Below are 21,413 nucleotides of genomic sequence, written 5' to 3' on the forward strand. Positions count from 1 at the left end.
CCTAACCGCGCAGTCGCCTAACTTCGCACTCGGGCCCCGCTCGGGGTCAGCACAAATCCGGCCGCCTCAAGTTCGGCAAGCACATCGGCTCCGCGCACATCGACTCCGTCACACCGCTCAATCCGCAAGCCGGGAATTCGGCGGGAGAGGGCAGCCTGCGCCAAGTGAGTGAAAGCCGACGATCGCAGGCGAGTCTCAGTCGTGAACGTCAACAGGCTCTTACCGCCCTTTTCCACAAACACCGCCAACTGCCCATCGACCAGCACCACGAGTGCGCCGGACTTTCGCCCCGGCCGGTGGCCACCGCCGCCCTCTGAGCCGTCGGTGGGCCACGGCAGGGCCGCACCATAGGGATTCGCCGGGTCGCAGGCGGCGAGCAGGACGATCTCGGGAGCGTCCGCGATTGCCGGGTCTCCCAGTCGTCGCGCTTGCAGCCTCAGTTGGTCCACCGCTCCCGGCGACGCGAACTGAGCGGCACCCAAACCCTCGACAAAGTAGCCTCGGCGGGTACGTCCGGCGTCCTCCAGCACCGAGAGGACCCGGTACATCGCGGCAAAGCCACCAGCCAAGTCCTCTGCGGCGACAGCGCCACGAGTCACGACGCCATATCGGTCCAGCAAGGCATTTGCCATGGCGGCGGATCGTCGTGTGTGGTCCGAGCTTCGGTCTGGAACCGCCGCCCAGCGCCCCACTGCCACTGGGGATCCCGCACGACTCGCCAGATTCGCTCGGGCAAGGCGGGCGGCTCTGGTTCGGGATCCCGCACCGAGCTGATTGCGCGAACTCGCTCTGGTTCGACCCCCATTGCCCGATGCGTCGTTGGTTCCACGCCCCAGCGACGCGCGTAGGGGCGCAATCGTGTCGGCGGTGACCCGACCTTCCCACACCAAATCCCACAGTGCGGTCAACAGCGTGGAATCGCGATCCACGTCAGTCCGCTCGCGCAGTTCGCGGAACAACCAAGCCCCGCCACCGGTCAGCACGTCCAGCAGGGCGGCCGAGACCGGTTCGGCAGTTGCTGCTGGGCTCGGCAGCGGCAGCAGCAAGTCAGCAGTCTCGGCTGGGGAGAGGCACACCCAGCCGTCACCGCCTGGCAGCCGTCCCCGTCCGCACCAACTGACTTCACCGGCGGAGGTCAGTTCATCGAGCATGGCCGACTGGTAGTTGGCGACCCGCGCGGGCAAGATCAGGCTCTCGAGCGCGGAGACAGGCACGGCTGCTCCGGCAAGGCGTTCGACTGCCTGCAGGACGGCGTCGGTCCCGCGGCCTGGCCGGGTAACGCCGGACCAGATCGGCGAGAACATGCCAAGCGCTGCCGGGCTGACTGGTTCGGCCTCCTGTCGCAGCGCGGCAATGGATCGTCGGCGCAGCCGACGCAGCACCTCGACATCGCACCATTCGGTGCCCAGGCCTTCTGGTCGGAACTCCCCGCTGACCACTCGGCCGTTGGCGGCCAGGCGTCCCAGGGTTGACTGGGCCACCGCAGTTCCGATGCCAAAGTGCTCGGCGACCTGGGCGGTCGTGAAGGGCCCGTGTGTGCGGGCATATCTGGCCATGAGTTCGGCCAGCGGATCATCCCCGCCGTCCAGGAACGCATCCGGCAGACCAACCGGCAGGGCCGTGCCGAGGGCATCGCGCAGTCGGCCGGCATCCTCGATGGCTGCGACCCGATCCTCGCCAGCGATCCGTACGTCGACGGCGCGGCGGGCACTCACCAGTTCCCTGAGCCAACTCGCCTCGACTCCGCGTCTCGACCAGTCCGCAGCGGCTAGCGGTCCGAGCATCCGCAGCATGTCGGAGGTGTTCTCCATTGACCGTGCTGCCCGCTGCTCGGTGAGGTAGCCGATCTCGGCCTCAACCTCGGCTATGGCAGTCGGATCGAGAAGTTCGCGCAGCTCGACGTAGCCGAGCAACTCAGCGAGCAGTTCGGTGTCCAGCGTCAATGCGGCCGCACGACGTTCGGCCAGCGGCGAATCACCCTCGTAAAGGAACGATGCGACGTAGCTGAACAACAGCGTTCGAGCGAATGGGCTCGGCATCGGCGTCACTACGTGCTCAATCCGGATGGACCGGTTGCGCACCTCACGGAGTAGCTCGATCAGTGCGGGCACATCGAATACATCCTGCAGACACTCGCGGACCGTCTCGATGACGATGGGGAAGGACGGGTACTGCGAGGCGACGCTAAGTAGTTGCGCGCTGCGTTGGCGCTGTTGCCACAGCGGGCTTCGTTTGCCAGGGTCACGACGCGGGAGGAGCAGCGCACGGGCAGCGCACTCACGGAATCTGCTGGCGAACAGCGCCGAACCGCCGACCGCGGCGGTGACCAACTCGTTGATGTCCTCGGGATCGGGGAAGAGGGCCTCGGTTGCGGCTGCGATCGCCGCGTCGTCATCGGTGTCGGGCAGCCGCAAGACGATGCCGTCATCGGCGTGCATGACCTGGGCGTCGACGCCGACGACTTCTCTGACCCGGTCGGAGATCGCCAAGGCCCACGGCGCGTGCACGCGAGCGCCAAACGGCGAATGCAGCACCAGGCGCCAGTCACCGAGTTCGTCGCGGAATCGCTCCACCACCATCGTCCGGTCGTCGGGAACGTGGTCCGTCGCGTCCTTCTGTTCGTGGATGTACCGGACCAGGTTCGCTGCCGCCCAATTGTCCAGTCCTTGGTCTTGTAGCGCCTTGGTGGCGTCTGCTTGGCTGGCATCGGCAACGGCGCGGGTGGTCGCGCCAATCGCCCGGCCGAGTTCAACGGGCCTTCCGAGCGCGTCGCCGTGCCAGAACGGCAGCCGTCCGGTTTGGCCCGGTGCGGGGGAGACCAGGACACGATCGTGGGTGATCTCCTCGATGCGCCAGCTGGAGGCACCGAGAGCGATGACGTCGCCGACCCGCGATTCGTAGACCATCTCCTCGTCGAGTTCGCCGACCCGTGATGCCTTCTCGCCGACCAGGAACACGGCGAACAGCCCGCGGTCGGGGATCGTCCCGCCGGAGGTAACGGCTAGTCGTTGGGCACCAGGCCGCGCGGTCAGGGTGTTGGTGGTGCGATCCCACACCACCCGGGGGCGCAACTCGGAGAAGCCGTCCGACGGATAGCGACCGGCGAGCATGTCAAGCACAGCGTCGTACGCCGACTGCGGCAGCGAGCCGAACGGGGCCGATCGACGGATCAGTGCGAGTAGCTCATCGGCATTGACCTCATCGATGCTGACTGCCGCGATGATCTGCTGGGCCAAGACATCGAGTGGATTGCGGGGAATGCGCGTTGCCTCAAGTTGGCGATCGTTCATCTGGTTAATGACGACGGCCGCCGCGAGTAGATCGCCGCGGTGCTTGGGGAAGACGACCGCTCGGCTGGTCTCGCCGACTTGGTGGCCGGCTCGTCCCGCTCGCTGCAGACCGCTGGCCACCGATGGCGGCGCCTCGACCTGGACGACCAGATCGACCGCACCCATATCGATGCCCAGTTCCAGGCTGCTCGTTGCCACCACTGCGGGTATCCGCCCGGCCTTCAGGTCATCCTCGATCAGGGCCCGTTGCTCTTTGCTGACAGATCCATGGTGCGCCCGCGCCAAGGTGGTTCCGGCGCCGGCAGCACTTCCCGATCCCGCCATGATCTGGGCGGGTGGCTTCGCCGGCACCTCCTGTCCGGGCCGCAAAGCCTCGAGTTCAGTGGAGGTCTGCCCGACGCTGACGCGCTCTGCGTGAATCTCATTGATCCGCGCGGTGAGACGTTCAGCCAGGCGCCGGGAATTGGCGAATACCAGGGTGGACGTGTGTGCCTCAATGAGGTCGACGATGCCGTTCTCGACGTGTGGCCAAATCGACGGAGTCTCTGGTGCGTCGTCCAACTCGTCGGACAGTGAACCCTCCGACGGTCGCGGCGCCGGTGCGGTCATGTCCTCGATCGGAACGACCACGCTGAGTTCAATGTGTTTGTCCGAGGGCGGATTCACAACGTCGACCGGCCGTCCCCCCGCCAGGAACAACGCGACCTCATCGATCGGCTGCACAGTCGCCGACAGGCCGATGCGTTGCGCTGGCTTGCTGAGCAGGGCATCGAGACGCTCCAATGAGACGGCCAGATGCGCCCCCCGCTTGGTGCCGGCAACCGCGTGGACCTCGTCAATGATGACGGTGTCGATTCCGCGCAGGCTCTCGCGCGCCTGGGAGGTCAGCAGGAGGAACAACGATTCCGGCGTCGTGATCCAGATGTCCGGCGGCGCGTTCGCCTGTCGGCGTCGCTCGTCGGCCGGGGTATCTCCGGTTCTGATACCGACCGTGATGTCCGGAATCGCGACGTTGGCCCGTCCAGCCTCACGGCGTAGTCCGTTGAGGGGACTGCGCAGGTTGCGTTCCACATCCGAGGCCAGTGCTTTGAGCGGGGAGATGTACAACACGCGAGCACGATGCTTCTTTGTTGGCGTGGGCTCCAATGACAGGCGGTCGATCGCCGCGAGGAATGCCGCCAGGGTCTTGCCCGATCCGGTCGGCGCGACCACCAGCGTGTGGGCACCGCGACGGATCGCTTCCCACGCACCAACCTGGGCGGCGGTAGGTGCCGCGAACGCAGATTGAAACCACTCCCGAGTCAAGGGGTTGAAGTCCGCGAGCGACTGCTGCGGATCGGGTGGTGGAACCATCCACCCATCCTCGCTGGTCTGCCTGACATCGAACCAGGCAGACTCCGGTATATGAACGATGACGAGGCACGCCCATGCGCCTGACCGAATTGTGGTCGCGGCTGGAGACCTCGCTAGATCCGTCGTACGCCCGATCCTGGGCACACGACCACGTCATCGCTGGCCTGGGCGGCAAGACCGTCGACGAGGCCCTCGCCGCAGGCGTGGATGCGAAGGTCGTCTGGCGCGCGATCCACGCCGAATTGCAGCTACCGCCGTCGGCTCGTTGAGCAGACATCATGTCCGAGGTGCGCGGGACCAATCCTGGGTTGCGTGCGCTGACGGAAAGTCGGGATCTTCCGGCGTCGGAAATAGTCGAACCTTCGCGGCGTGTTCGACTTCCATTCGAACACGTGTTCGGTCTACTCTCTGGTTTGCCAACAGTTGTCCAGAGTCAAATCATCCACACGTCCGCGTTCTCCACAGACCACTCGGCGTGCGGGGAAATGTCGGCCGTGGCAGCTAGCGTCATCTGCAACACGTACGCGAGGGGATAGGCCCCTCCCGGCAAAGAGGGGTTACACCATGGCCAAGAGCAACGACCGTCCCGCAGACCGAGATCGCGCACTTGATTCAGCGCTTGCCCAGATCGAGAAGCAATTCGGCAAGGGTTCGGTGATGCGACTCGGTGACGAGGATCGCCCGCCCGTCGCCGTCATTCCAACCGGCGCGATTGCTTTGGACGTCGCGTTGGGTATAGGTGGACTCCCGCGTGGTCGCATCGTCGAGATCTACGGACCGGAGTCATCGGGTAAGACAACCGTTGCACTGCACGCGATCGCTAGTGCCCAAGCCCTCGGTGGTACAGCTGCATTCATCGATGCTGAGCATGCGCTCGACCCCGAGTACGCGGCCCGGCTCGGTGTGGACATCGACAACCTGCTGGTCAGCCAACCCGACACCGGGGAGCAGGCACTCGAGATCGCCGACATGCTCGTCCGATCCGGAGCGCTGGACATTCTGGTCATCGACTCTGTCGCGGCACTGGTACCCCGCGCGGAGATCGAAGGAGAGATGGGCGATAGCCACGTAGGTTTGCAGGCACGTCTCATGAGCCAGGCATTGCGCAAGATGACGGGTGCCCTCAGTGCGTCGGGAACGACGGCGGTGTTCATCAACCAGTTGCGCGAGAAGATCGGCGTCATGTTCGGCAGCCCGGAGACCACCACGGGTGGCAAGGCGCTGAAGTTCTACGCGTCCATCCGGCTGGATGTGCGTCGGATCGAGACATTGAAAGACGGCGCTGAAGCCGTCGGAAACCGCACGCGCTGCAAGGTTGTAAAGAACAAGATGGCGCCACCGTTCAAGCAGGCAGAGTTCGACATCGTTTACGGCGAGGGAATCTCGCGTGAGGGCAGTCTGATCGACATGGGCGTTGAGCACGGGTTCGTGCGCAAGGCCGGAGCCTGGTACACGTACGAGGGCGACCAACTCGGCCAAGGCAAGGAGAACTCACGCAACTTCCTGAAAGACAACCCCGACCTCGCCAATGAGCTTGAGAAGCGCATCAAGGAGAAGCTTCAGATCGGCCCGCAGCTCGACGCTCCCGTCGACGAGATTGTGCTGCCAGCCGAGCCAGCGCCCGTCGATCTGTAGAACCACATGGGCAGGAGTAGAAGTTCCTTCCGCCCGACGGCGCAGGAGCCCCTTCCCGGCACTGGGGAGGGGCTACCTGACGCCAACCCGGAGGACGTCGCGCGAACCATTGCCCTGCGAGCACTCGACCACGCGCCCAAGACACGCCACCAACTCGCCGAACTGCTTGAGTCAAGGGGCATCCCCGATGACGCGGCGGCCACGGTGCTCGACAGGTTCGAGGAAGTCAGGCTCATCGACGATGCGCTGTTTGCCCAGATGTGGGTTCGTTCTCGGCACAGCAGTCGCGGATTGGCACGTCGGGTACTCAAGCACGAACTGCTAACCAAGGGCGTAGCGCAAGACGACATCGACGTTGCGCTTGAACAGATCGATGACGAGTCCGAACGCCTTGCTGCCGAGGACCTCGCCAGGCGCAAGATCCGATCGATGACACGGCTGGAACGGGCCGCTGTCAAACGGCGGCTATTCGCGATGCTCGTCCGTCGCGGCTATTCGAGTTCAGTCGCATCGAAGGCAGTGGAAGTCGTGCTTGCCGAGCAGGCATCTGAGGTCGAGGCGCAGGAGGGCAGCGCCGTACCCTAGGGGCGTGACTGCCGACCAGCGGACGTTCGAAGTGCGCACCTACGGGTGCCAAATGAACATCCACGACTCAGAGCACCTCGGCGGGCTGCTGGCCGAGGCTGGTTACTCCCAGGTCGACGACGGGCAAACGCCGGACCTCATCGTCTTCAACACGTGTGCGGTTCGTGAGAACGCCGACAATCGCTTGTACGGTAACCTCGGTCAACTCCGACCGCTGAAGATCGCCAATCCAGACCTCCAGATCGCCGTGGGTGGCTGCCTTGCGCAGAAAGACCGTCACAAGATCATTGAGCGGGCACCCTGGGTAGACGTCGTGTTCGGAACGCACAATCTGGGCTCGCTGCCAGCACTACTCGACCGGGCGCGCTTCAACCACGAGGCACAAATCGAGATCGACGAGTCGCTTCAGCAGTTCCCGTCCGAGCTGCCCACAAGACGGCAGGCGGCGCATTCGGCATGGGTCGCCGTCTCGGTGGGTTGCAACAACACCTGCACGTTCTGCATCGTGCCGAGCCTGCGCGGCAGGGAGCGTGATCGGCGCCCAGGTGACGTGCTGGCCGAGGTCCAGGCGCTGGTCGCCGACGGGGTCGTCGAGATCACCTTGCTTGGGCAGAACGTCAACGCCTATGGCGTGGAGTTCGGCGACAGGCAGGCGTTTGCCAAGTTGCTGAGGGCATGCGGGGAAGTCGAAGGATTGCGACGTGTTCGATTCACGAGTCCACACCCACGCGACTTCACCGATGATGTGATCGAGGCGATGGCTCAGACCCCCAACGTCATGCCGCACCTGCACATGCCGCTTCAGTCCGGCAGTGATGCCGTGTTGGCTCGTATGCGACGCAGTTACCGATCGGAGCGCTATCTGGGAATCATCGACCGGGTTCGTGACCGGATCCCCGACGCAGCCATCACTACCGACATCATCGTGGGCTTTCCGGGGGAGACCGAGGAGGACTTCCAAGCAACCCTTGAGGTCGTGCGTCGGTCTCGGTTCGCTAGCGCATACACGTTTCAGTACTCCAAACGGCCAGGCACGCCCGCCGCGGAGATGGACGATCAAGTTCCACCCGACGTCGTCAAGCAGCGATACGACCGGTTGGTTGAACTCGCCAACCAGATCAGCTGGGAAGAAAACGGCGCACTGGTGGGTCGAGAAGTCGAGGTTCTTGTGTCCAACGACGCAGGCAAGAAGGACAAGCAGACCCACAGGTTGTCCGGGCGGTCGCGGGGCAATCGGCTCGTCCACTTCAACCCAGGTGACCACGCACCGCAACCCGGTGACTTGGTGCGGACAGTGGTGACCCACGCCGCGCCGTATCACCTAGTGGCCGACGGGGTTCCTGTGGCGGTGGAGGCTACGAGCGCGCGCGTGGACTCGGCCCATTCCGGCTGCGGCATCGACGTTCAACCAGGAAGTGGACTGGTGCAGCCGAGAGTCTCGCTGGGCATGCCGACGCTGCTCGCCCGATGACGTCGTCGTTGTGAACCAGTCTGCTTCGGCAAGCAGTCACCCGCGACCACCGATCATCGCGATCGTTGGCCCCACCGCAGTCGGCAAATCGCAGTTGTCATTGGAACTCGCGCAGCGGTTCAGCGGCGAGATCATCAACGCCGACTCGATGCAGCTCTACCGGGGGATGGACATCGGCACCGCCAAGCTCCCGGCTGATCAGCGCCGCGGCATCCCGCACCACCTGCTGGACGTGTGGGACCTGAACCACTTGGCCAACGTCGCTGAATACCAGCGGCTCGCCCGGGAATGTATCGACGTGGTTCAGGCGCAAGGCAAGCTCCCAATCCTGGTGGGCGGCTCGGGACTTTACGTGAAGGCAGTCATTGATGACCTGCGGTTCCCTGGAACGGCGCCGGAGGTTCGTCAGCGACTCGAAGCGCGACTGCAGCTTGAGGGGTCCGCCGCGCTGCACGCCGAGCTCGGCCGACTCGACCCGCTCACGGCGGCGCGTATCCCGCCAGCCAACAGCCGCAGAGTGATCCGGGCACTGGAGGTCATCGAGATCACCGGTAGCCCCTATTCAGCGTCGCTGCCCACGGATCGACCGTTCCTATCCGCCAGCATCGTTGCCCTCGATGACGATCGGCAGGTTTTGTACGACCGGATCGAGACCAGAGTCGCCCGGATGTGGGAAGCGGGGCTGGTCGACGAGGTGCGCCAACTCCGTGACGAGCACGGCCTAGCCTCGGCCCCAACCGCGTCCCGGGCACTCGGTTACGCGCAAGTGCTCGACCTGTTGGCCGGACGATGCGATGAGGTCGCGGCCAAACAAGCCACCGTGATCGCCACTCGCAGGTTCTCGCGCCGACAACGGAGTTGGTTCGCCAAACACGCGCGCACGACGCCGTTCAACGCCAGCGATCCACGGCTCGGCGACGAGGTTGCCCGCCACGTTGGCTCAGTCGTTCAGTGAGGCAGGCGAGCATCAGGACCCTCGTGCGATGCCGTCGCGCGGCTAACCTGCGTACCCTTGCGCCGTGAACGCATCGCCCCCGGCCATCGAGTTCTTCAAGGGACACGGAACGGGCAACGACTTCGTCTTGTTCCCAGACCCAGATGGTGAGTTGCTGCTCACCGAAGACATGGTTGCCCGGATTTGTGACCGTCGCTTCGGGATCGGTGGCGACGGCGTGATCAGGATCGTTCGGACCACGGCCATCACCGAGGCCGAACACGTTCGCGACAAGGCTGAGTGGTTTATGGACTACCGCAATGCTGATGGTTCGTTGGCCGCAATGTGCGGGAACGGCAGCCGCGTCTTCGCTCGATACCTGTTGGACAAGCAACTAGTCGACGGCGACTTCACGATCGCAACCCGCGCTGGCACTCACGCATGTCGGGAGGAGTCCGACGGGTCGATCAGTGTCGACATGGGCTACCCAATTGAAGGTCCAGACGACCCCGAGGTCGCTGTCACACTCGGTGACCGAAGCTGGCCAGCCGACGCACGGTGGCTGCCAAACCCCCACGCCGTCGTCTTCGTTGATGACGTAGCTGCACTCGGCGATATCGCCGGCGCAACGGTTACTCAGGGCAGCGAACGTTTCCCCGATGGACAGAACATTGAGTTCGTCTCACACGTTGACTCTCCGGCCGATCACCCAGGCGATCCCGCTGGGCCGTCTGCGCGGATACGGGTGCTCGAACGTGGCGTTGGCGAGACGCTTTCGTGTGGCACGGGTGCGTGTGCAGTTGCTCTTGCGGTGCGTGCTCGGTTGGGGCTCACAGGTACGGGAACTGTATGTGTTGACGTTCCCGGCGGCACGGTCGTTGTCACGCAAGGCAGTGATGGCCGAGTGACTCTGACCGGCCCCGCCGCGATCGTGGCTAGCGGCCAGTTCGATCCGGTGTGGTGGAAGGGACTTGCATGAGTGACACGTTCTCGGCTGACGACGACGTCGCCTATGGTGCTCGCGTGCGCACCGGGATCGGCACGCTGGGTGGGGCATTCTTCGTGTCGCCGCAAACCCGTCAGGCGGGCAAGGACCTGGGTTTGCGGGGTTGGCCGACCTACTTTGTCGGACGCTGTGGCGTGTTGGGCCCGGTGGATGCTGATGTTGTCGCGGCGGTATGTGGCTTCTTCCCGTTGAGTTTTGTCAGGCGTGCCTGGGCAGAGGGTCGCGAACTTGACTTTGACCAGGCCGTCGAGGTTTATCTTCGGGCGTGCCAAGAGTGGGGGACGGTGAACCTCGGTGACGACCGTGCCACCCGTCGCGTCGCGGAGCTTGCCCAGCGCGTCGTCGAACACAGTTCGCCGATGGGTGCCCCGCTGTTCGCCGGCTGGCGGACCCTGCCACTGGCGGATGAGACCGGAGCAAGGCTGGCGCAGCTGCTCACGACGTTGCGTGAGCTGCGCGGAGCGCACCATCTGTCCGCCGTGATTTCTGCCGGGCTGACACCTCGCGAGGCTGTCATCGCTGGCCCCGGGGGTTCGGCCAACGCCACCTTCTTCGGCTGGGACAACGTGGAACTTGATCCCGCGCGGATTGAGGCGGTCGGGGTTGCCCGAGCTGAGGCGGAGCGCCGGACGAATCGCATGATGGCCGACAGTTGGAGCGTGCTGGACTTGGGCGAGCGGGCTGACTTCGCAACTCTGCTCGATGACTTGCTTGCGCGGGTGACCTCCGACAGCGGGGATGCGGCCAGCGTCGTTCCTGGGGGTGTCAGATGAACACTGAAGCAGTGCAGGTGGATGAACTACCCCCGTTCAGGCAGGAGATCAAGACCACGTTGGGCCGGCAGTTCCGTTGGCCGTTCGACGACCTTCAGGTCATTGCTTTCAACGCGGTGTTGGTGATCGGTGGCTGGTTTCTGCTCAGTCCGGCCGCGGTGTTTCGCTTCACCTCACTGATCTTCCTGCCAGCCGCTATCGCCTCGTGGACGTTCGCCGATGTTCCCGCGACCAACCTGTATGGCGCCGATCCCGAGTTGACGCTGCAGCGGATCGACGATCCGGTCGCACTTCGGCGGCTGTTCTCGGTCAGAAACGTGGTTTTGTGGATACTCATCTCGCCGATCTGCTTCGCGTTGGCGTGGGGACTGGCACCGTCTGAGGGCAAGTGGGTGCTGTCAGCAGCCATCGCCGTCGCGGTGATGTGCATGCCGTTCGCCTACCTGGGACTGTGCTCGCTGGTTGCGCCGCTGCTGCCATTTCACAGAATGCCGCTCAAACAGCGGATGCATCGACGAGACACTTGGTTGCGTTGGGGTGTGGGCGTGGTGATTCCCTATGTATTGACCACGCCGGCCGCCTTGCTGGCATTGAGCCCATTCATCCTCGTCTACAACCTCCTCGGCCAACAACAAGAGCATTTCCTGCTCGCAGCCGTGCTGATGACGCCCTGGTGTTTCTTGCTATGGCGTGTCGGTCTGCATTTGGCAACTCGCTTGACTGAACGCCGACATGACTGGCTGGTGGCGTTCTTGTCGGACCCGTCACGTGGATAGCAACGAGTCAGACATCGACTTCCACCAAGACGAGCGCGAGTCGCTTCGGCGGGTCGCGGGGTTGTCCACCGAGCTGCAGGACATCACCGAGGTCGAGTACCGGCAGCTTCGACTTGAGCGTGTGGTGTTGGTGGGGGTCTGGACCACCGGCACCTCTGAGGCGGCCACCCGCTCACTACACGAGTTGGCCCGGTTGGCCGAGACCGCCGGCTCCGAGGTACTCGAGGGTGTCAGTCAGCGGCGAAACAAGCCCGACGCTGCGACGTACATCGGTTCGGGCAAAGCCCACGAGTTGGCTGCGATCGTGGACGAACTCGGAGCAGACACCGTCATTTGCGACGGCGAGCTGACCCCGGGGCAACTCCAACAACTGGAGAAGATCGTTGGCGTCAAAGTCGTCGACCGGACGTGGCTGATCCTGGATATTTTCGCCCAGCACGCGCGAAGCCGCGAAGGCAAAGCGCAGGTGGCGCTGGCTCAGATGAACTACATGTTGCCGCGATTGCGTGGCTGGGGCGCTGCGATGAGCCGCCAGGCGGGCGGTATCGGAACCAGAGGGCCGGGCGAGACCAAGATCGAGACAGATCGGCGCCGAATTCGAACCAGAATGGCCAAGTTGCGGCGCGAGATCGCAGCGATGTCCACTGCCCGGGAGGTTGCCCGTTCGTCGCGGCGACGCTCGCGGACTCCGTCGGTAGCCATCGTCGGCTATACCAATGCCGGAAAGTCGAGCCTGCTCAATCGGCTGACCTCGGCCGGTGTCCTGGTGCAAGACGAGTTGTTCGCAACCGTTGATCCGACCGTGCGCAAGTTGACGACGCCGTCGGGTCGACAGTTCACGATGTCCGACACCGTGGGGTTCGTTCGGCACCTGCCCCACCAACTCATCGAGTCGTTCCGGTCAACGATCGAAGAGGCAACCGACGCCGATTTGCTACTCCACGTCGTGGACGGCTCCGCTGAGTCCCCGGCCGAGCAGATCGCCGCCGTCAGGACCGTCCTGGCCGACGTTGGCGCGGACGACGTCCGAGAACTCCTCGTCGTTAACAAAGCCGATATCGCCGATCCGACGATGCTCGCCGAGCTCAATGCGGCTGAGCGCCACGTGATATCGGTCTCGGCGTTGACCGGTGAGGGCTTTGCGGAACTGGCCCTGCGCATTGAGCAGGAGTTGCCCGCGCCAGAGGTTGAGGTCGACCTGGTGGTGCCATACGCGCACGCCGAACTTGTTGCCCAAGTTCACCGCGAGGGGGACATCGTGGAGTTGGAACATCTGTCCACCGGCACGCGGGTGCACGCGAGGGTGGGAAAGCAGCTCGCGCGCTTGTTGCAGGAGGTCGCAAACGCGCCCGAAATGCCGGGGATTTCCGATGCCGACAGGCAGTATGAACCCGATGACCGCAACGGAGACCGAATCCCCTAGCGCGCTAGGACCGGTTGGCGCTAGCCGCCGCACTTCGCTGGTGGTGCACGGACTCATGGTCGGCGCCATCGTGGTGGCGGCCGCAGCGGTCTGGAGTCCCTCGCAGCTTGATTTCATGGCGCTGGGGATTGCGATGGTTCTCGCTGGCAGTAGCGTCATGGTTGCCTTCGTCGACCGATCGCTTCGCGACACCTCTAGTGTGCGCCGATCCGCGATTGTCATTGTTGTGGCCGGGGCACTGGTGCTCGTCGGATTCGGTGCGACGACGATCGTCGCCGCGGGTCCCACGACGGCGTGGCAGACCCTGCTCAACGTGCGAAGCATCGCGATGGCGGGGTTCATCGTCATTGCCGTCCTGCGGTACCCCCGGCCGATGCAAGGGTCACGGGAGGACCGACTTCTCGTCTGGATCGACTTCACAGCCGCGGCAGTCGCCTGCATCGTGATCACGGCTGTGGTCGTGGTGCCATCGACGGCGGGGTCCGGGCCGGTCGGCGCGCTTGCCGACGTGCGACCGTGGGCCGACGCGGTGATTGCTGCCTTTGCCGTCCTGCTGGCCTGTAGGTCAAGAATGCCCGGCGCTTTGCCGTTTCGACAGATCCTGCTGCTGGTGCTCGCCGGTGGGGTCTTCGTGCTGACCAACGCGATGACTGTCGTACTGGGCTCCAGTCAACGCGGAATCGACGCCGAGTTGCTGGCATTGGCCCTTCAGTTGATTGGCGTGTGGCTTGTTGTCCTCGCGGCGTTGCGACCTTCGGCCGAACGCGAGTTGCCTGGCGAGATCCGCTCGCGCGAATGGCTGACACTCACGGTTCCGTTGGCGCCGGTGGTGGCGGCGCTTGTGTCACTGGTTTGGTTAGCCACCAAGAGCGGCATGGATAGTGGGCTACTGGTGCTCATTGGGTCCGTTTCAGTCGGAGTCTGCTTTGCGGCGCTGCTCGTTCTGCGTCACGTGTTGGCTCGTGGTGGCGCTTCCCGGCCCACAGTTGCGCTTGCCGACTCAGCTGCCCCGTGGCTCCACACGGTGGTCGATGCCGCACCGGACATGGTCACCGTTGCCGACTTGCGCTGCCGGGTGGTCTATCAGACACCATCGGTATCTCGGGTTCTGGGCTTCGAACCCGGTCACTGGCACGATCGGCTCATCTACGACTTTGTCCACCCGGACGACCACGGCGCGCTCGCCGAAGTGACCGCCAAGGCGGCCCGGGAAATCGGTCGACCGCGAACCGTTCGGTTGCGACTGAGGTGTCGTGACGGTTCCTGGCGCGAGTCCGACACCGCAGTCACTGCATTGCCCGGAGAAGAGGGGCTGCCCGGATACGTGTTGCGAACCAAGGATGCCTCGGAGTTTCAGCGCAGAAAGGGCACGGAGTCCCAAACCAAACACCTCGACGAGCTCACCGGATTGGCAAATCGGTCAGCGTTGTTGACGCACGCAGATCAGTCCATCCTTGGCGCCGCTCCTGGCAACGTCGCCGTCCTTGCTCTGGACCTCGACGGCTTCCGGGCCATCAACGACACGATCGGGCACGACACCGGCGACGAGATCCTCCGCCAAGTGGGTGCCGCGCTGCAGCGATGTGTTCGACCGTGGGACCTCGTTGCCAGGACAGGTGGCGATGAATTCGCTGTCCTGATCGTCGGGGCTAACGCTGAACGCTCCGTTGGTCGGGTGCACGAGCGGCTCCAGCGGGCACTGTCTGCGGTTCTGATCCCAGATGGCAGAGAAGTCCGCATCGCCATTAGCGCCGGTTACTCGGTCAACGACAGCGGCATTGAGAGCTCCGAGCAACTCGTTCGTAATGCTGACCTTGCCCTTGGTCGCGTTCGCACGGCCAGCCGTGTCGAGGTGCTTCGTTTTGAGGCGTCCATGCACGATGCCCTTGTTGAGCGGATGCACGCGGAGCACGAGTTGCGCTCCGCCGTTGTGCAAGGGCGCCTGGAACTCGCCTACCAACCGATTGTCCGGCTCAGCGACGGGATGCCGATTGGTGCAGAGGCGCTGATTCGTTGGCGTCATGCCACTCGGGGGCTGGTACTGGCTGGCGACTTCGTTCCGCTGGCCGAAGAGATGGGAATCATCCACGAGCTGGGAGCGTGGGCGTTGCGGCAAGCCTGCCGTGACCTGGCGCAACTGCGTCGCGACGTCGATGGGCTTGCCCAGTTCTCCATGAGTGTCAACGTCTCGGGCCACCAGCTCGAACCCGCCTTGCTCGACGAGGTCCGTAGCGCTCTTGAGGCCGCCGGCATCGGTCCAGCTGACTTGGTACTTGAGGTAACCGAATCCGTTCTGGCAGATCACCCAGAACACGCCGCCGAAGTTCTGCGTGAGGCCCGTGAGCTCGGCTGCCGCGTGGCTTTCGACGATTTTGGAACCGGCTACTCGTCGCTGTCGTACCTCGCCCAATTCCCCGTCGATGTGCTGAAGATTGACAAGAGTTTTGTGCAGGACGTGGACACCAGCGCACAGAGCCTCGCGTTGACGCGCACCATTGCCTCGCTGGGGCAAGCGTTAGGTCTGCCAGTTGTCGCTGAGGGTGTCGAGACGTCGGAGCAGGCAGTAGTACTGCGAGAACTGGGTTGCGAAAACGCTCAGGGCTATCTGTTCAGCCAGCCGGTTCCGCTCGAGTCGTTGCAGCAGATCCTGTCGCTAGGTACCCCTATCGGCCCGACTGGGCGAGGCGGGCCGAAAGGGATTGCCCCGCGAGAAAACTCCGACGCGGTTGTCGTGCTGCCGGATCACTCTGCTGCGCCAGTAGCGCGAACGCAGGAGCAGTCCGTCGACGATCGATTCCCTGCGGGCTAAACCCGCCGCAGAACCGACACCACCCGTCCCAGAATCCGTGCTTCGTCGCCCAGAATGGGCGCGTAGGACGGATTGTGGGGCATGAGCCACACGTGACCGTCGCGACGCTTGAGCGTCTTGACGGTGGCCTCTTCGCCTAGCAACGCGGCCACGATCTCGCCGGATTCAGCCGTGTCCTGCTTGCGAACGACGACGTAATCGCCGTCGCAGATTGCGGCGTCAACCATCGAATCGCCACTGACGTGCAGGAGGAAGAGTTCACCGTCACCGGTGATGTCACGGGGGAGGGGGAAGATCGCCTCGACCGATTCCTCCGCGAGAATCGGTCCGCCAGCGGCAATTCGACCAAGCACCGGCACCAGCGCCGTGCTGCTACGCAGGGCCGCGAGTTCGTCGTCAACTTGATTGGTCGACGGCTCGATACGGGGAGCATCCTCGTCGGTCATGACCTCCAGCGCGCGTGGGCGGTTCGGGTCGCGCCGTAAGAAGCCCTTCTCCTCGAGTACCCGGAGTTGGTGGGCGACGCTGGAAGGGCTCGTGAGTCCGACCGCATCTCCGATCTCACGGACGCTCGGGGGATACCCACGGGCCTCTACCGCTTCTTTGATGACCTCAAGGATCCGTTGCTGCCGCGCCGTCATTCCGCGTGCTGCGGTGGTTGCCCTGGGCAATGCGCTCACGGCGTTGTCTGTGGTGGCGGTGCGCGACCGAGGCGCCTTCTTCGTCTTCTGTGGGCCAGTTTGACTCGTGTCCGTTGCCACCGCGTCCTCCTCGGTGTGGATGGAGAGCCTTGTTGGCTTCCCGTTGAGGTAACCGTAGCGATGAAAATCGATCAAATCAAACATATGTTCGAAACCGTGTCGCCAAATGTCGGCCACTGGTGTTATCAATAGAACACGCGTTCGATTCGAACACATGTTCTAGTCAGCGGAAGACAGGAGCCTCGCAGGAGTGAGGCGAACAGTGGAGGTGGTTTAGATGGCCGGAGCGGTGGTCTCTGCGGGTTATGGGAGGACTAGGCCAAGTGGGCGCTCCGCCCAGCATCGGCCGGAGCGCTCGCAACGGCGAGCAACCAGTGCTGCAACTGGCGGACGGACTGACGCGTTGGAGTTGCCGGAGTTCATGCGCGCTGGTAGTTCTGCAGCCGCCAACCCCGCGCGAGTGCGATGGATAGTGGGGTTCGCGTTGGCGGTGACGATCGGTGCGACGCTCGGCTTTCTCCCAGGCGCGGGCTTTTCGCTATCGCACGTTGAGGCCGATGCCGGCGCGGGGGAGTCGGTTGCTCAGCGGGTTGAGACAGTTCAATCCGGCGACAGCCTCTGGGTAGTCGCGCAGCGCACTTTGCCAGGTGAGGACACCCGCAAGAGCATGGATCGGATTCGGCGATTGAACCAGTTGCAGGACAGCGGTTTACGGCCAGGCCAGGAACTGCTCATTCCGCCACGCTGATGCAGGTCGGGCACGGCGTGACACGCCCGGGGCGGTGTGGGTACGTGCTTGCGATATGGCCTCTGACCTGCGGCGATGCCACCGCGCGCGACACGACATTGATCAGTTGGTGCGAAGTGCTTGCGCGGAAGCGATCCGAGTCATACGGTTCCCCCTACATGTAGTGTTACAACCGTGTAATTAGTCCACAGGTTGTGGCCAATGGTGCACAGGATCTCCCCAAGCGATCCCCACTGTTATCCACAAAACCGCCGATTTCGACCCTGATCGGAGCTCGCAGACCGATGCATTGCCCGTATTGCCACCACGACGACTCGCGGGTCGTCGATAGCCGCACGGCAGAAGATGGTGCCGCTATCAGGCGACGCAGGCAGTGCCCGGAATGCACCCGCCGATTCACGACGGTCGAGACCGCGTCGCTGCAGATCGCCAAGCGTAGCGGCGTAGTTGAGCCGTTCAGCAGGACCAAGGTCGCTGCTGGCGTTCGAAAGGCGTGTCAGGGGCGACCAGTCAGCGATGACGACATTGCCTTGTTGGCCCAGCAGGTCGAGGAAGCAGTGCGCGTCATCGGGAACCCTGAGCTGCCCGCTCACGAGGTTGGCACCGCAATTCTCGGACCCCTGCGTGAGCTCGATGAGGTCGCGTACCTCCGATTCGCGTCGGTCTATCGCAGTTTCGAGAGCCTCGAGGACTTCGAAGCTGAAGTCGCGATGCTTCGAATGGAGCGAGCGGCACAGGTTCCCAACGGCGACATAGAACAGACGATCGACATCACCGATGTAACAGCAGCAAAACCCGCAAGCACGACCGGCACGAATCCCCATCCCCCCGCAATGTGATTCGTTGGCCACGGGTCCGTGGCCGCATTGTTCCGCCCTTGAAGGAGGCACCAAATGGCCGAATCGGTCAACAGTTCCCGCTCGACCGACCACGCTGACCCGGCTGGCCATGTGCCGATCAAGGAGAGAAAGGGTCCAGAGGTGTCCGTTCATCGCACTGGTCTGACGATCAACCGGCTCTTCACCACCCCCGGCGTGCATCCATACGACGAGGTCGAGTGGGAACGTCGGGACGTCGTGCAGACGAACTGGAAGACGGGAGCGACCGTCTTTGAGCAACGCGACGTCGAGTACCCGACCACCTGGTCGGTCAACGCATCGACGATCGTCACCACCAAGTACTTCCGTGGCGCGGCCGGCTCCGATCAACGGGAATGGAGCCTGCGCCAACTCATTGACCGGGTTGTTCTGACGTACACCAAGGCGGGCAAAGAGAACGGTTACTTCGGCACCGAGGAAGATGCTGAGGTCTTTGAGCACGAACTGACCTGGATGCTGCTGCACCAGGTGTTCTCGTTCAACTCGCCGGTGTGGTTCAACGTGGGTACGACCTCGCCGCAACAGGTTTCCGCCTGTTTCATCCTGGCCGTCGACGACACGATGAACTCGATCCTCAACTGGTACCGCGAGGAAGGCCTGATCTTCAAGGGTGGGTCAGGCGCGGGTCTGAACATTTCGCGCATTCGCTCCAGCAAGGAACTGCTGCGCTCGTCTGGCGGAACCGCCAGCGGTCCAGTCTCGTTCATGCGCGGTGCTGACGCGTCCGCTGGGACGATCAAGTCCGGTGGTGCAACCCGTCGCGCGGCGAAGATGGTGGTTCTCGATGTGGATCATCCGGATATCGAGGAGTTCATCGAGACCAAATGGCGCGAGGAAGAAAAGATTCGCGCCCTGCGCGACGCCGGATTCGACATGGACCTCGGTGGCAAGGACATCACCAGCGTCCAGTACCAGAACGCCAACAACTCGATCCGTGTCTCTGATGAGTTCATGCGCTCGGTCGAGGGTGGCGAGAGCTTCGGTCTGCGCTCCCGCACAGATGGCTCGGTAATTGAAGAGGTTGACGCCAAGACCCTTTTCGACACCATCTGCAAGGCTGCCTGGGCGTGTGCTGATCCCGGTATTCAGTACGACGACACCATCAACGACTGGCACACCAACCCCGAGACTGGACGGATCAACGCGTCCAATCCGTGCAGTGAGTACATGAGCCTGGACAACTCGTCGTGCAACCTGGCCAGCCTCAACCTGTTGAAGTTCCTCAAGGGCGACGACACATTCGACGCTGAACGTTTCGCCAAGGCGGTAGAGATTGTCATCACGGCGATGGATATCTCCATCTGCTTCGCGGACTTCCCAACCGAGGCTATCGGCGACACGACTCGTGCGTACCGTCAGTTGGGGATCGGCTACGCGAACCTCGGAGCGTTGCTGATGGCGACCGGACTGGCCTATGACTCCGACGGTGGCCGAGCTTTGGCCGCAGGCATCACCAGCCTCATGACCGGTACCGCTTACAAGCGTTCCGCCGAACTCGCCGGTGTTGTCGGTCAATACGACGGTTACGCCCGCAATGCCTCAGCGCACGCTCGGGTGATGCGCAAGCACGCTGCCGCCACCGATTCCATTCGTACAGTGGGCACCCTGGACAGCGACGTGGTGCAGTACGCAGCCCGTGAGTGGGAAGAGTGCCTGGCAATAGGGACCGAGAATGGCTGGCGCAATGCGCAGGCCAGCGTGCTCGCTCCGACCGGCACGATCGGTTTCATGATGGATTGCGACACCACCGGCATTGAGCCCGACTTCTCGCTGGTCAAGTTCAAGAAGCTCGTCGGCGGCGGTTCGATGCAGATCGTCAACCAGACGATCCCTCGTGCGCTGCACCGCTTGGGATACACCGGCGAGACCGTGGAGGCGATCGTCGAGCACATCGCCGAGAAGGGCCACGTCATCGATGCCCCTGGCCTGAAGCCCGAGCACTACTCGGTCTTTGACTGCGCCATGGGCGAGCGCGCGATCACACCTATGGGTCACGTGCGAATGATGGCCGCAGTTCAGCCATTCATCTCAGGCGCCATCTCAAAGACCGTGAATATGCCGGAGACCGCGACCATCGAAGAGGTAGAGGAGATCTACCTCGCGGGCTGGAAGACTGGCCTGAAGGCGCTTGCGATCTACCGCGACAACTGCAAGGTCGGCCAGCCACTCAACGATGCGAAGGCAACCAAGGCAGAGGTCAGCACAGACGTCCAGGTTGAGTACCGGCCCGTTCGCAAGCGGCTTCCGAAGTCGAGGCCAGCACGCACGGTGTCGTTCAGTGTGGGCGGCGCCGAGGGTTACATGACGGCCTCGAACTACCCGGACAACGGCCTCGGCGAGATCTTCCTGAAGATGAGCAAGCAGGGGTCGACGCTCGCCGGCATGATGGACGCCTTCTCGATCGCGATCTCCATCGGGCTGCAATACGGAGTCCCGCTTGAGCAGTACGTGCAGAAGTTCACCAACATGCGGTTTGAGCCAGCAGGTATGACCGACGATCCGGACGTTCGGATGGCGCAGTCGATCATGGACTACATCTTCCGCCGGCTGGCATTGGACTTCTTGCCGCAGGAGACCCGTGAATCGTTGGGAATCTTCACTGCCGAGGAGCGAGCCGAGCAGGTAGCCAACACCTATGGCAATGCATCGGCCGAGATTGCAGGCGGAGACGTCGAGGCGGTCGTCGAGTCCATGGCGCAGTCGGCACCGGTTTCACCCGCCGAAGACGCAGCTAGCAACGCGCCTGTCTCCAAGGCTGAGCGACGCGAGGTGCATTCCTCCGCGGAACTCCTCGAGGTGATCCAAGGCAAGGCAGCCGACGCCCCACTCTGCTTCACGTGCGGCATCAAGATGCGCCCGGCTGGTTCCTGCTACGTCTGCGAAGGCTGCGGGAGTACGTCCGGCTGCAGCTAATTGCAGATGAGGCTGTCCCGAACCACGCGGGCTCGGGACAGCCTCATTGCTGGGACCCACCCGCCGCGGGTTGAGATTGTTGCTCTCCCAGACGTAGCGCGGCTGGGTCTACTCGAAC

The 21,413-nt window shown here is 63.6% G+C and carries 15 protein-coding genes; 13 read left to right on the plus strand and 2 right to left on the minus strand.

The features are described 5' to 3' along the window. Nucleotides 1–17: 17 nt before the first annotated feature. Nucleotides 18–4,643 (minus strand): ATP-dependent helicase, encoded by a 4,626-nt coding sequence (locus KAZ48_03635; GenBank protein MBP7971868.1) that lies wholly within the window; start codon nucleotides 4,641–4,643, stop codon nucleotides 18–20. Nucleotides 4,644–4,717: 74 nt separating this feature from the next. On the opposite strand from KAZ48_03635, the gene KAZ48_03640 reads away from it, so the two are divergent. The 10 genes from KAZ48_03640 to KAZ48_03685 all read left to right on the plus strand — a co-directional run bounded on the left by KAZ48_03640 (nucleotide 4,718) and on the right by KAZ48_03685 (nucleotide 16,055). Beyond that, nucleotides 4,718–4,912, plus strand: a complete 195-nt coding sequence (locus KAZ48_03640) for a DUF3046 domain-containing protein (GenBank protein ID MBP7971869.1) — start codon at nucleotides 4,718–4,720, stop codon at nucleotides 4,910–4,912. Nucleotides 4,913–5,207: 295 nt separating this feature from the next. Continuing rightward, entirely contained in the window at nucleotides 5,208–6,278 is a 1,071-nt protein-coding gene (gene recA / locus KAZ48_03645) for a recombinase RecA (GenBank protein ID MBP7971870.1), read from the plus strand. A gap of 6 nt (nucleotides 6,279–6,284) precedes the next feature. Further along, nucleotides 6,285–6,863: a regulatory protein RecX gene (locus tag KAZ48_03650; protein MBP7971871.1), complete on the plus strand. Its 579-nt coding sequence runs from the start codon at nucleotides 6,285–6,287 to the stop codon at nucleotides 6,861–6,863. Between the two features lie 52 nt (nucleotides 6,864–6,915). Continuing rightward, entirely contained in the window at nucleotides 6,916–8,334 is a 1,419-nt protein-coding gene (miaB, locus tag KAZ48_03655; GenBank protein MBP7971872.1) for a tRNA (N6-isopentenyl adenosine(37)-C2)-methylthiotransferase MiaB, read from the plus strand. A 10-nt stretch (nucleotides 8,335–8,344) separates the two neighbouring features. Beyond that, nucleotides 8,345–9,289, plus strand: coding sequence for a tRNA (adenosine(37)-N6)-dimethylallyltransferase MiaA (gene miaA / locus KAZ48_03660; GenBank protein MBP7971873.1), 945 nt, complete (start codon nucleotides 8,345–8,347; stop codon nucleotides 9,287–9,289). Between the two features lie 85 nt (nucleotides 9,290–9,374). Then, complete coding sequence (locus KAZ48_03665; protein MBP7971874.1) at nucleotides 9,375–10,247, plus strand: diaminopimelate epimerase; 873 nt, start codon at nucleotides 9,375–9,377, stop codon at nucleotides 10,245–10,247. Then, the gene (locus KAZ48_03670; protein ID MBP7971875.1) at nucleotides 10,244–11,047 is read left to right on the plus strand and encodes a hypothetical protein; all 804 of its coding nucleotides are present in this window, start codon (nucleotides 10,244–10,246) and stop codon (nucleotides 11,045–11,047) included. Before KAZ48_03665 ends, KAZ48_03670 begins: the two co-directional genes overlap by 4 nt. Continuing rightward, nucleotides 11,044–11,823, plus strand: a complete 780-nt coding sequence (locus KAZ48_03675; protein ID MBP7971876.1) for a hypothetical protein — start codon at nucleotides 11,044–11,046, stop codon at nucleotides 11,821–11,823. The genes KAZ48_03670 and KAZ48_03675 overlap by 4 nt, the downstream gene beginning before the upstream one ends. Further along, a complete protein-coding gene (gene hflX / locus KAZ48_03680) occupies nucleotides 11,780–13,246 on the plus strand; it encodes a GTPase HflX (GenBank protein ID MBP7971877.1) in 1,467 nt (488 codons plus the stop codon). Before KAZ48_03675 ends, hflX begins: the two co-directional genes overlap by 44 nt. Beyond that, nucleotides 13,218–16,055: a GGDEF domain-containing protein gene (locus KAZ48_03685; GenBank protein ID MBP7971878.1), complete on the plus strand. Its 2,838-nt coding sequence runs from the start codon at nucleotides 13,218–13,220 to the stop codon at nucleotides 16,053–16,055. The genes hflX and KAZ48_03685 overlap by 29 nt, the downstream gene beginning before the upstream one ends. On the opposite strand, the gene lexA is transcribed toward KAZ48_03685, so the two are convergent. Further along, nucleotides 16,052–16,696 carry a transcriptional repressor LexA gene (lexA, locus tag KAZ48_03690; GenBank protein MBP7971879.1) on the minus strand — a complete coding sequence of 215 codons (645 nt, stop codon included), beginning with the start codon at nucleotides 16,694–16,696 and terminating at the stop codon, nucleotides 16,052–16,054. The genes KAZ48_03685 and lexA overlap by 4 nt on opposite strands. Before the next feature lie 520 nt (nucleotides 16,697–17,216). Here lexA and KAZ48_03695 point away from each other — a divergent pair. The 3 genes from KAZ48_03695 (at nucleotide 17,217) to KAZ48_03705 (ending at nucleotide 21,295) form a co-directional block, all read left to right on the plus strand. After that, nucleotides 17,217–17,504, plus strand: a complete 288-nt coding sequence (locus KAZ48_03695) for a LysM peptidoglycan-binding domain-containing protein (protein MBP7971880.1) — start codon at nucleotides 17,217–17,219, stop codon at nucleotides 17,502–17,504. 284 nt (nucleotides 17,505–17,788) lie between these two features. After that, on the plus strand, nucleotides 17,789–18,343 hold the full coding sequence (gene nrdR, locus KAZ48_03700) for a transcriptional repressor NrdR (GenBank protein ID MBP7971881.1): 555 nt from the start codon (nucleotides 17,789–17,791) through the stop codon (nucleotides 18,341–18,343). A gap of 54 nt (nucleotides 18,344–18,397) precedes the next feature. Further along, the gene (locus KAZ48_03705) at nucleotides 18,398–21,295 is read left to right on the plus strand and encodes a vitamin B12-dependent ribonucleotide reductase (GenBank protein MBP7971882.1); all 2,898 of its coding nucleotides are present in this window, start codon (nucleotides 18,398–18,400) and stop codon (nucleotides 21,293–21,295) included. Nucleotides 21,296–21,413 lie beyond the last annotated feature (118 nt).

This window comes from Candidatus Nanopelagicales bacterium, from assembly GCA_018003655.1.
Taxonomy (GTDB): Bacteria; Actinomycetota; Actinomycetes; order S36-B12; family UBA10799; genus JAGNDY01.

What these genes read in the sequence shown, in the direction of transcription:
- KAZ48_03635 (MBP7971868.1), bottom strand. Translation starts at nt 4,643, where the DNA reads ATGGTTCCACCACCCGATCCGCAGCAGTCGCTCGCGGACTTCAACCCC.
- lexA (MBP7971879.1), bottom strand. Translation starts at nt 16,696, where the DNA reads ATGACGGCGCGGCAGCAACGGATCCTTGAGGTCATCAAAGAAGCGGTA.
- miaB (MBP7971872.1), top strand. Translation starts at nt 6,916, where the DNA reads ATGAACATCCACGACTCAGAGCACCTCGGCGGGCTGCTGGCCGAGGCT.
- KAZ48_03650 (MBP7971871.1), top strand. Translation starts at nt 6,285, where the DNA reads ATGGGCAGGAGTAGAAGTTCCTTCCGCCCGACGGCGCAGGAGCCCCTT.
- KAZ48_03705 (MBP7971882.1), top strand. Translation starts at nt 18,398, where the DNA reads ATGGCCGAATCGGTCAACAGTTCCCGCTCGACCGACCACGCTGACCCG.
- KAZ48_03685 (MBP7971878.1), top strand. Translation starts at nt 13,218, where the DNA reads ATGACCGCAACGGAGACCGAATCCCCTAGCGCGCTAGGACCGGTTGGC.
- KAZ48_03640 (MBP7971869.1), top strand. Translation starts at nt 4,718, where the DNA reads ATGCGCCTGACCGAATTGTGGTCGCGGCTGGAGACCTCGCTAGATCCG.
- nrdR (MBP7971881.1), top strand. Translation starts at nt 17,789, where the DNA reads ATGCATTGCCCGTATTGCCACCACGACGACTCGCGGGTCGTCGATAGC.
- KAZ48_03670 (MBP7971875.1), top strand. Translation starts at nt 10,244, where the DNA reads ATGAGTGACACGTTCTCGGCTGACGACGACGTCGCCTATGGTGCTCGC.
- hflX (MBP7971877.1), top strand. Translation starts at nt 11,780, where the DNA reads ATGACTGGCTGGTGGCGTTCTTGTCGGACCCGTCACGTGGATAGCAAC.
- recA (MBP7971870.1), top strand. Translation starts at nt 5,208, where the DNA reads ATGGCCAAGAGCAACGACCGTCCCGCAGACCGAGATCGCGCACTTGAT.
- KAZ48_03675 (MBP7971876.1), top strand. Translation starts at nt 11,044, where the DNA reads ATGAACACTGAAGCAGTGCAGGTGGATGAACTACCCCCGTTCAGGCAG.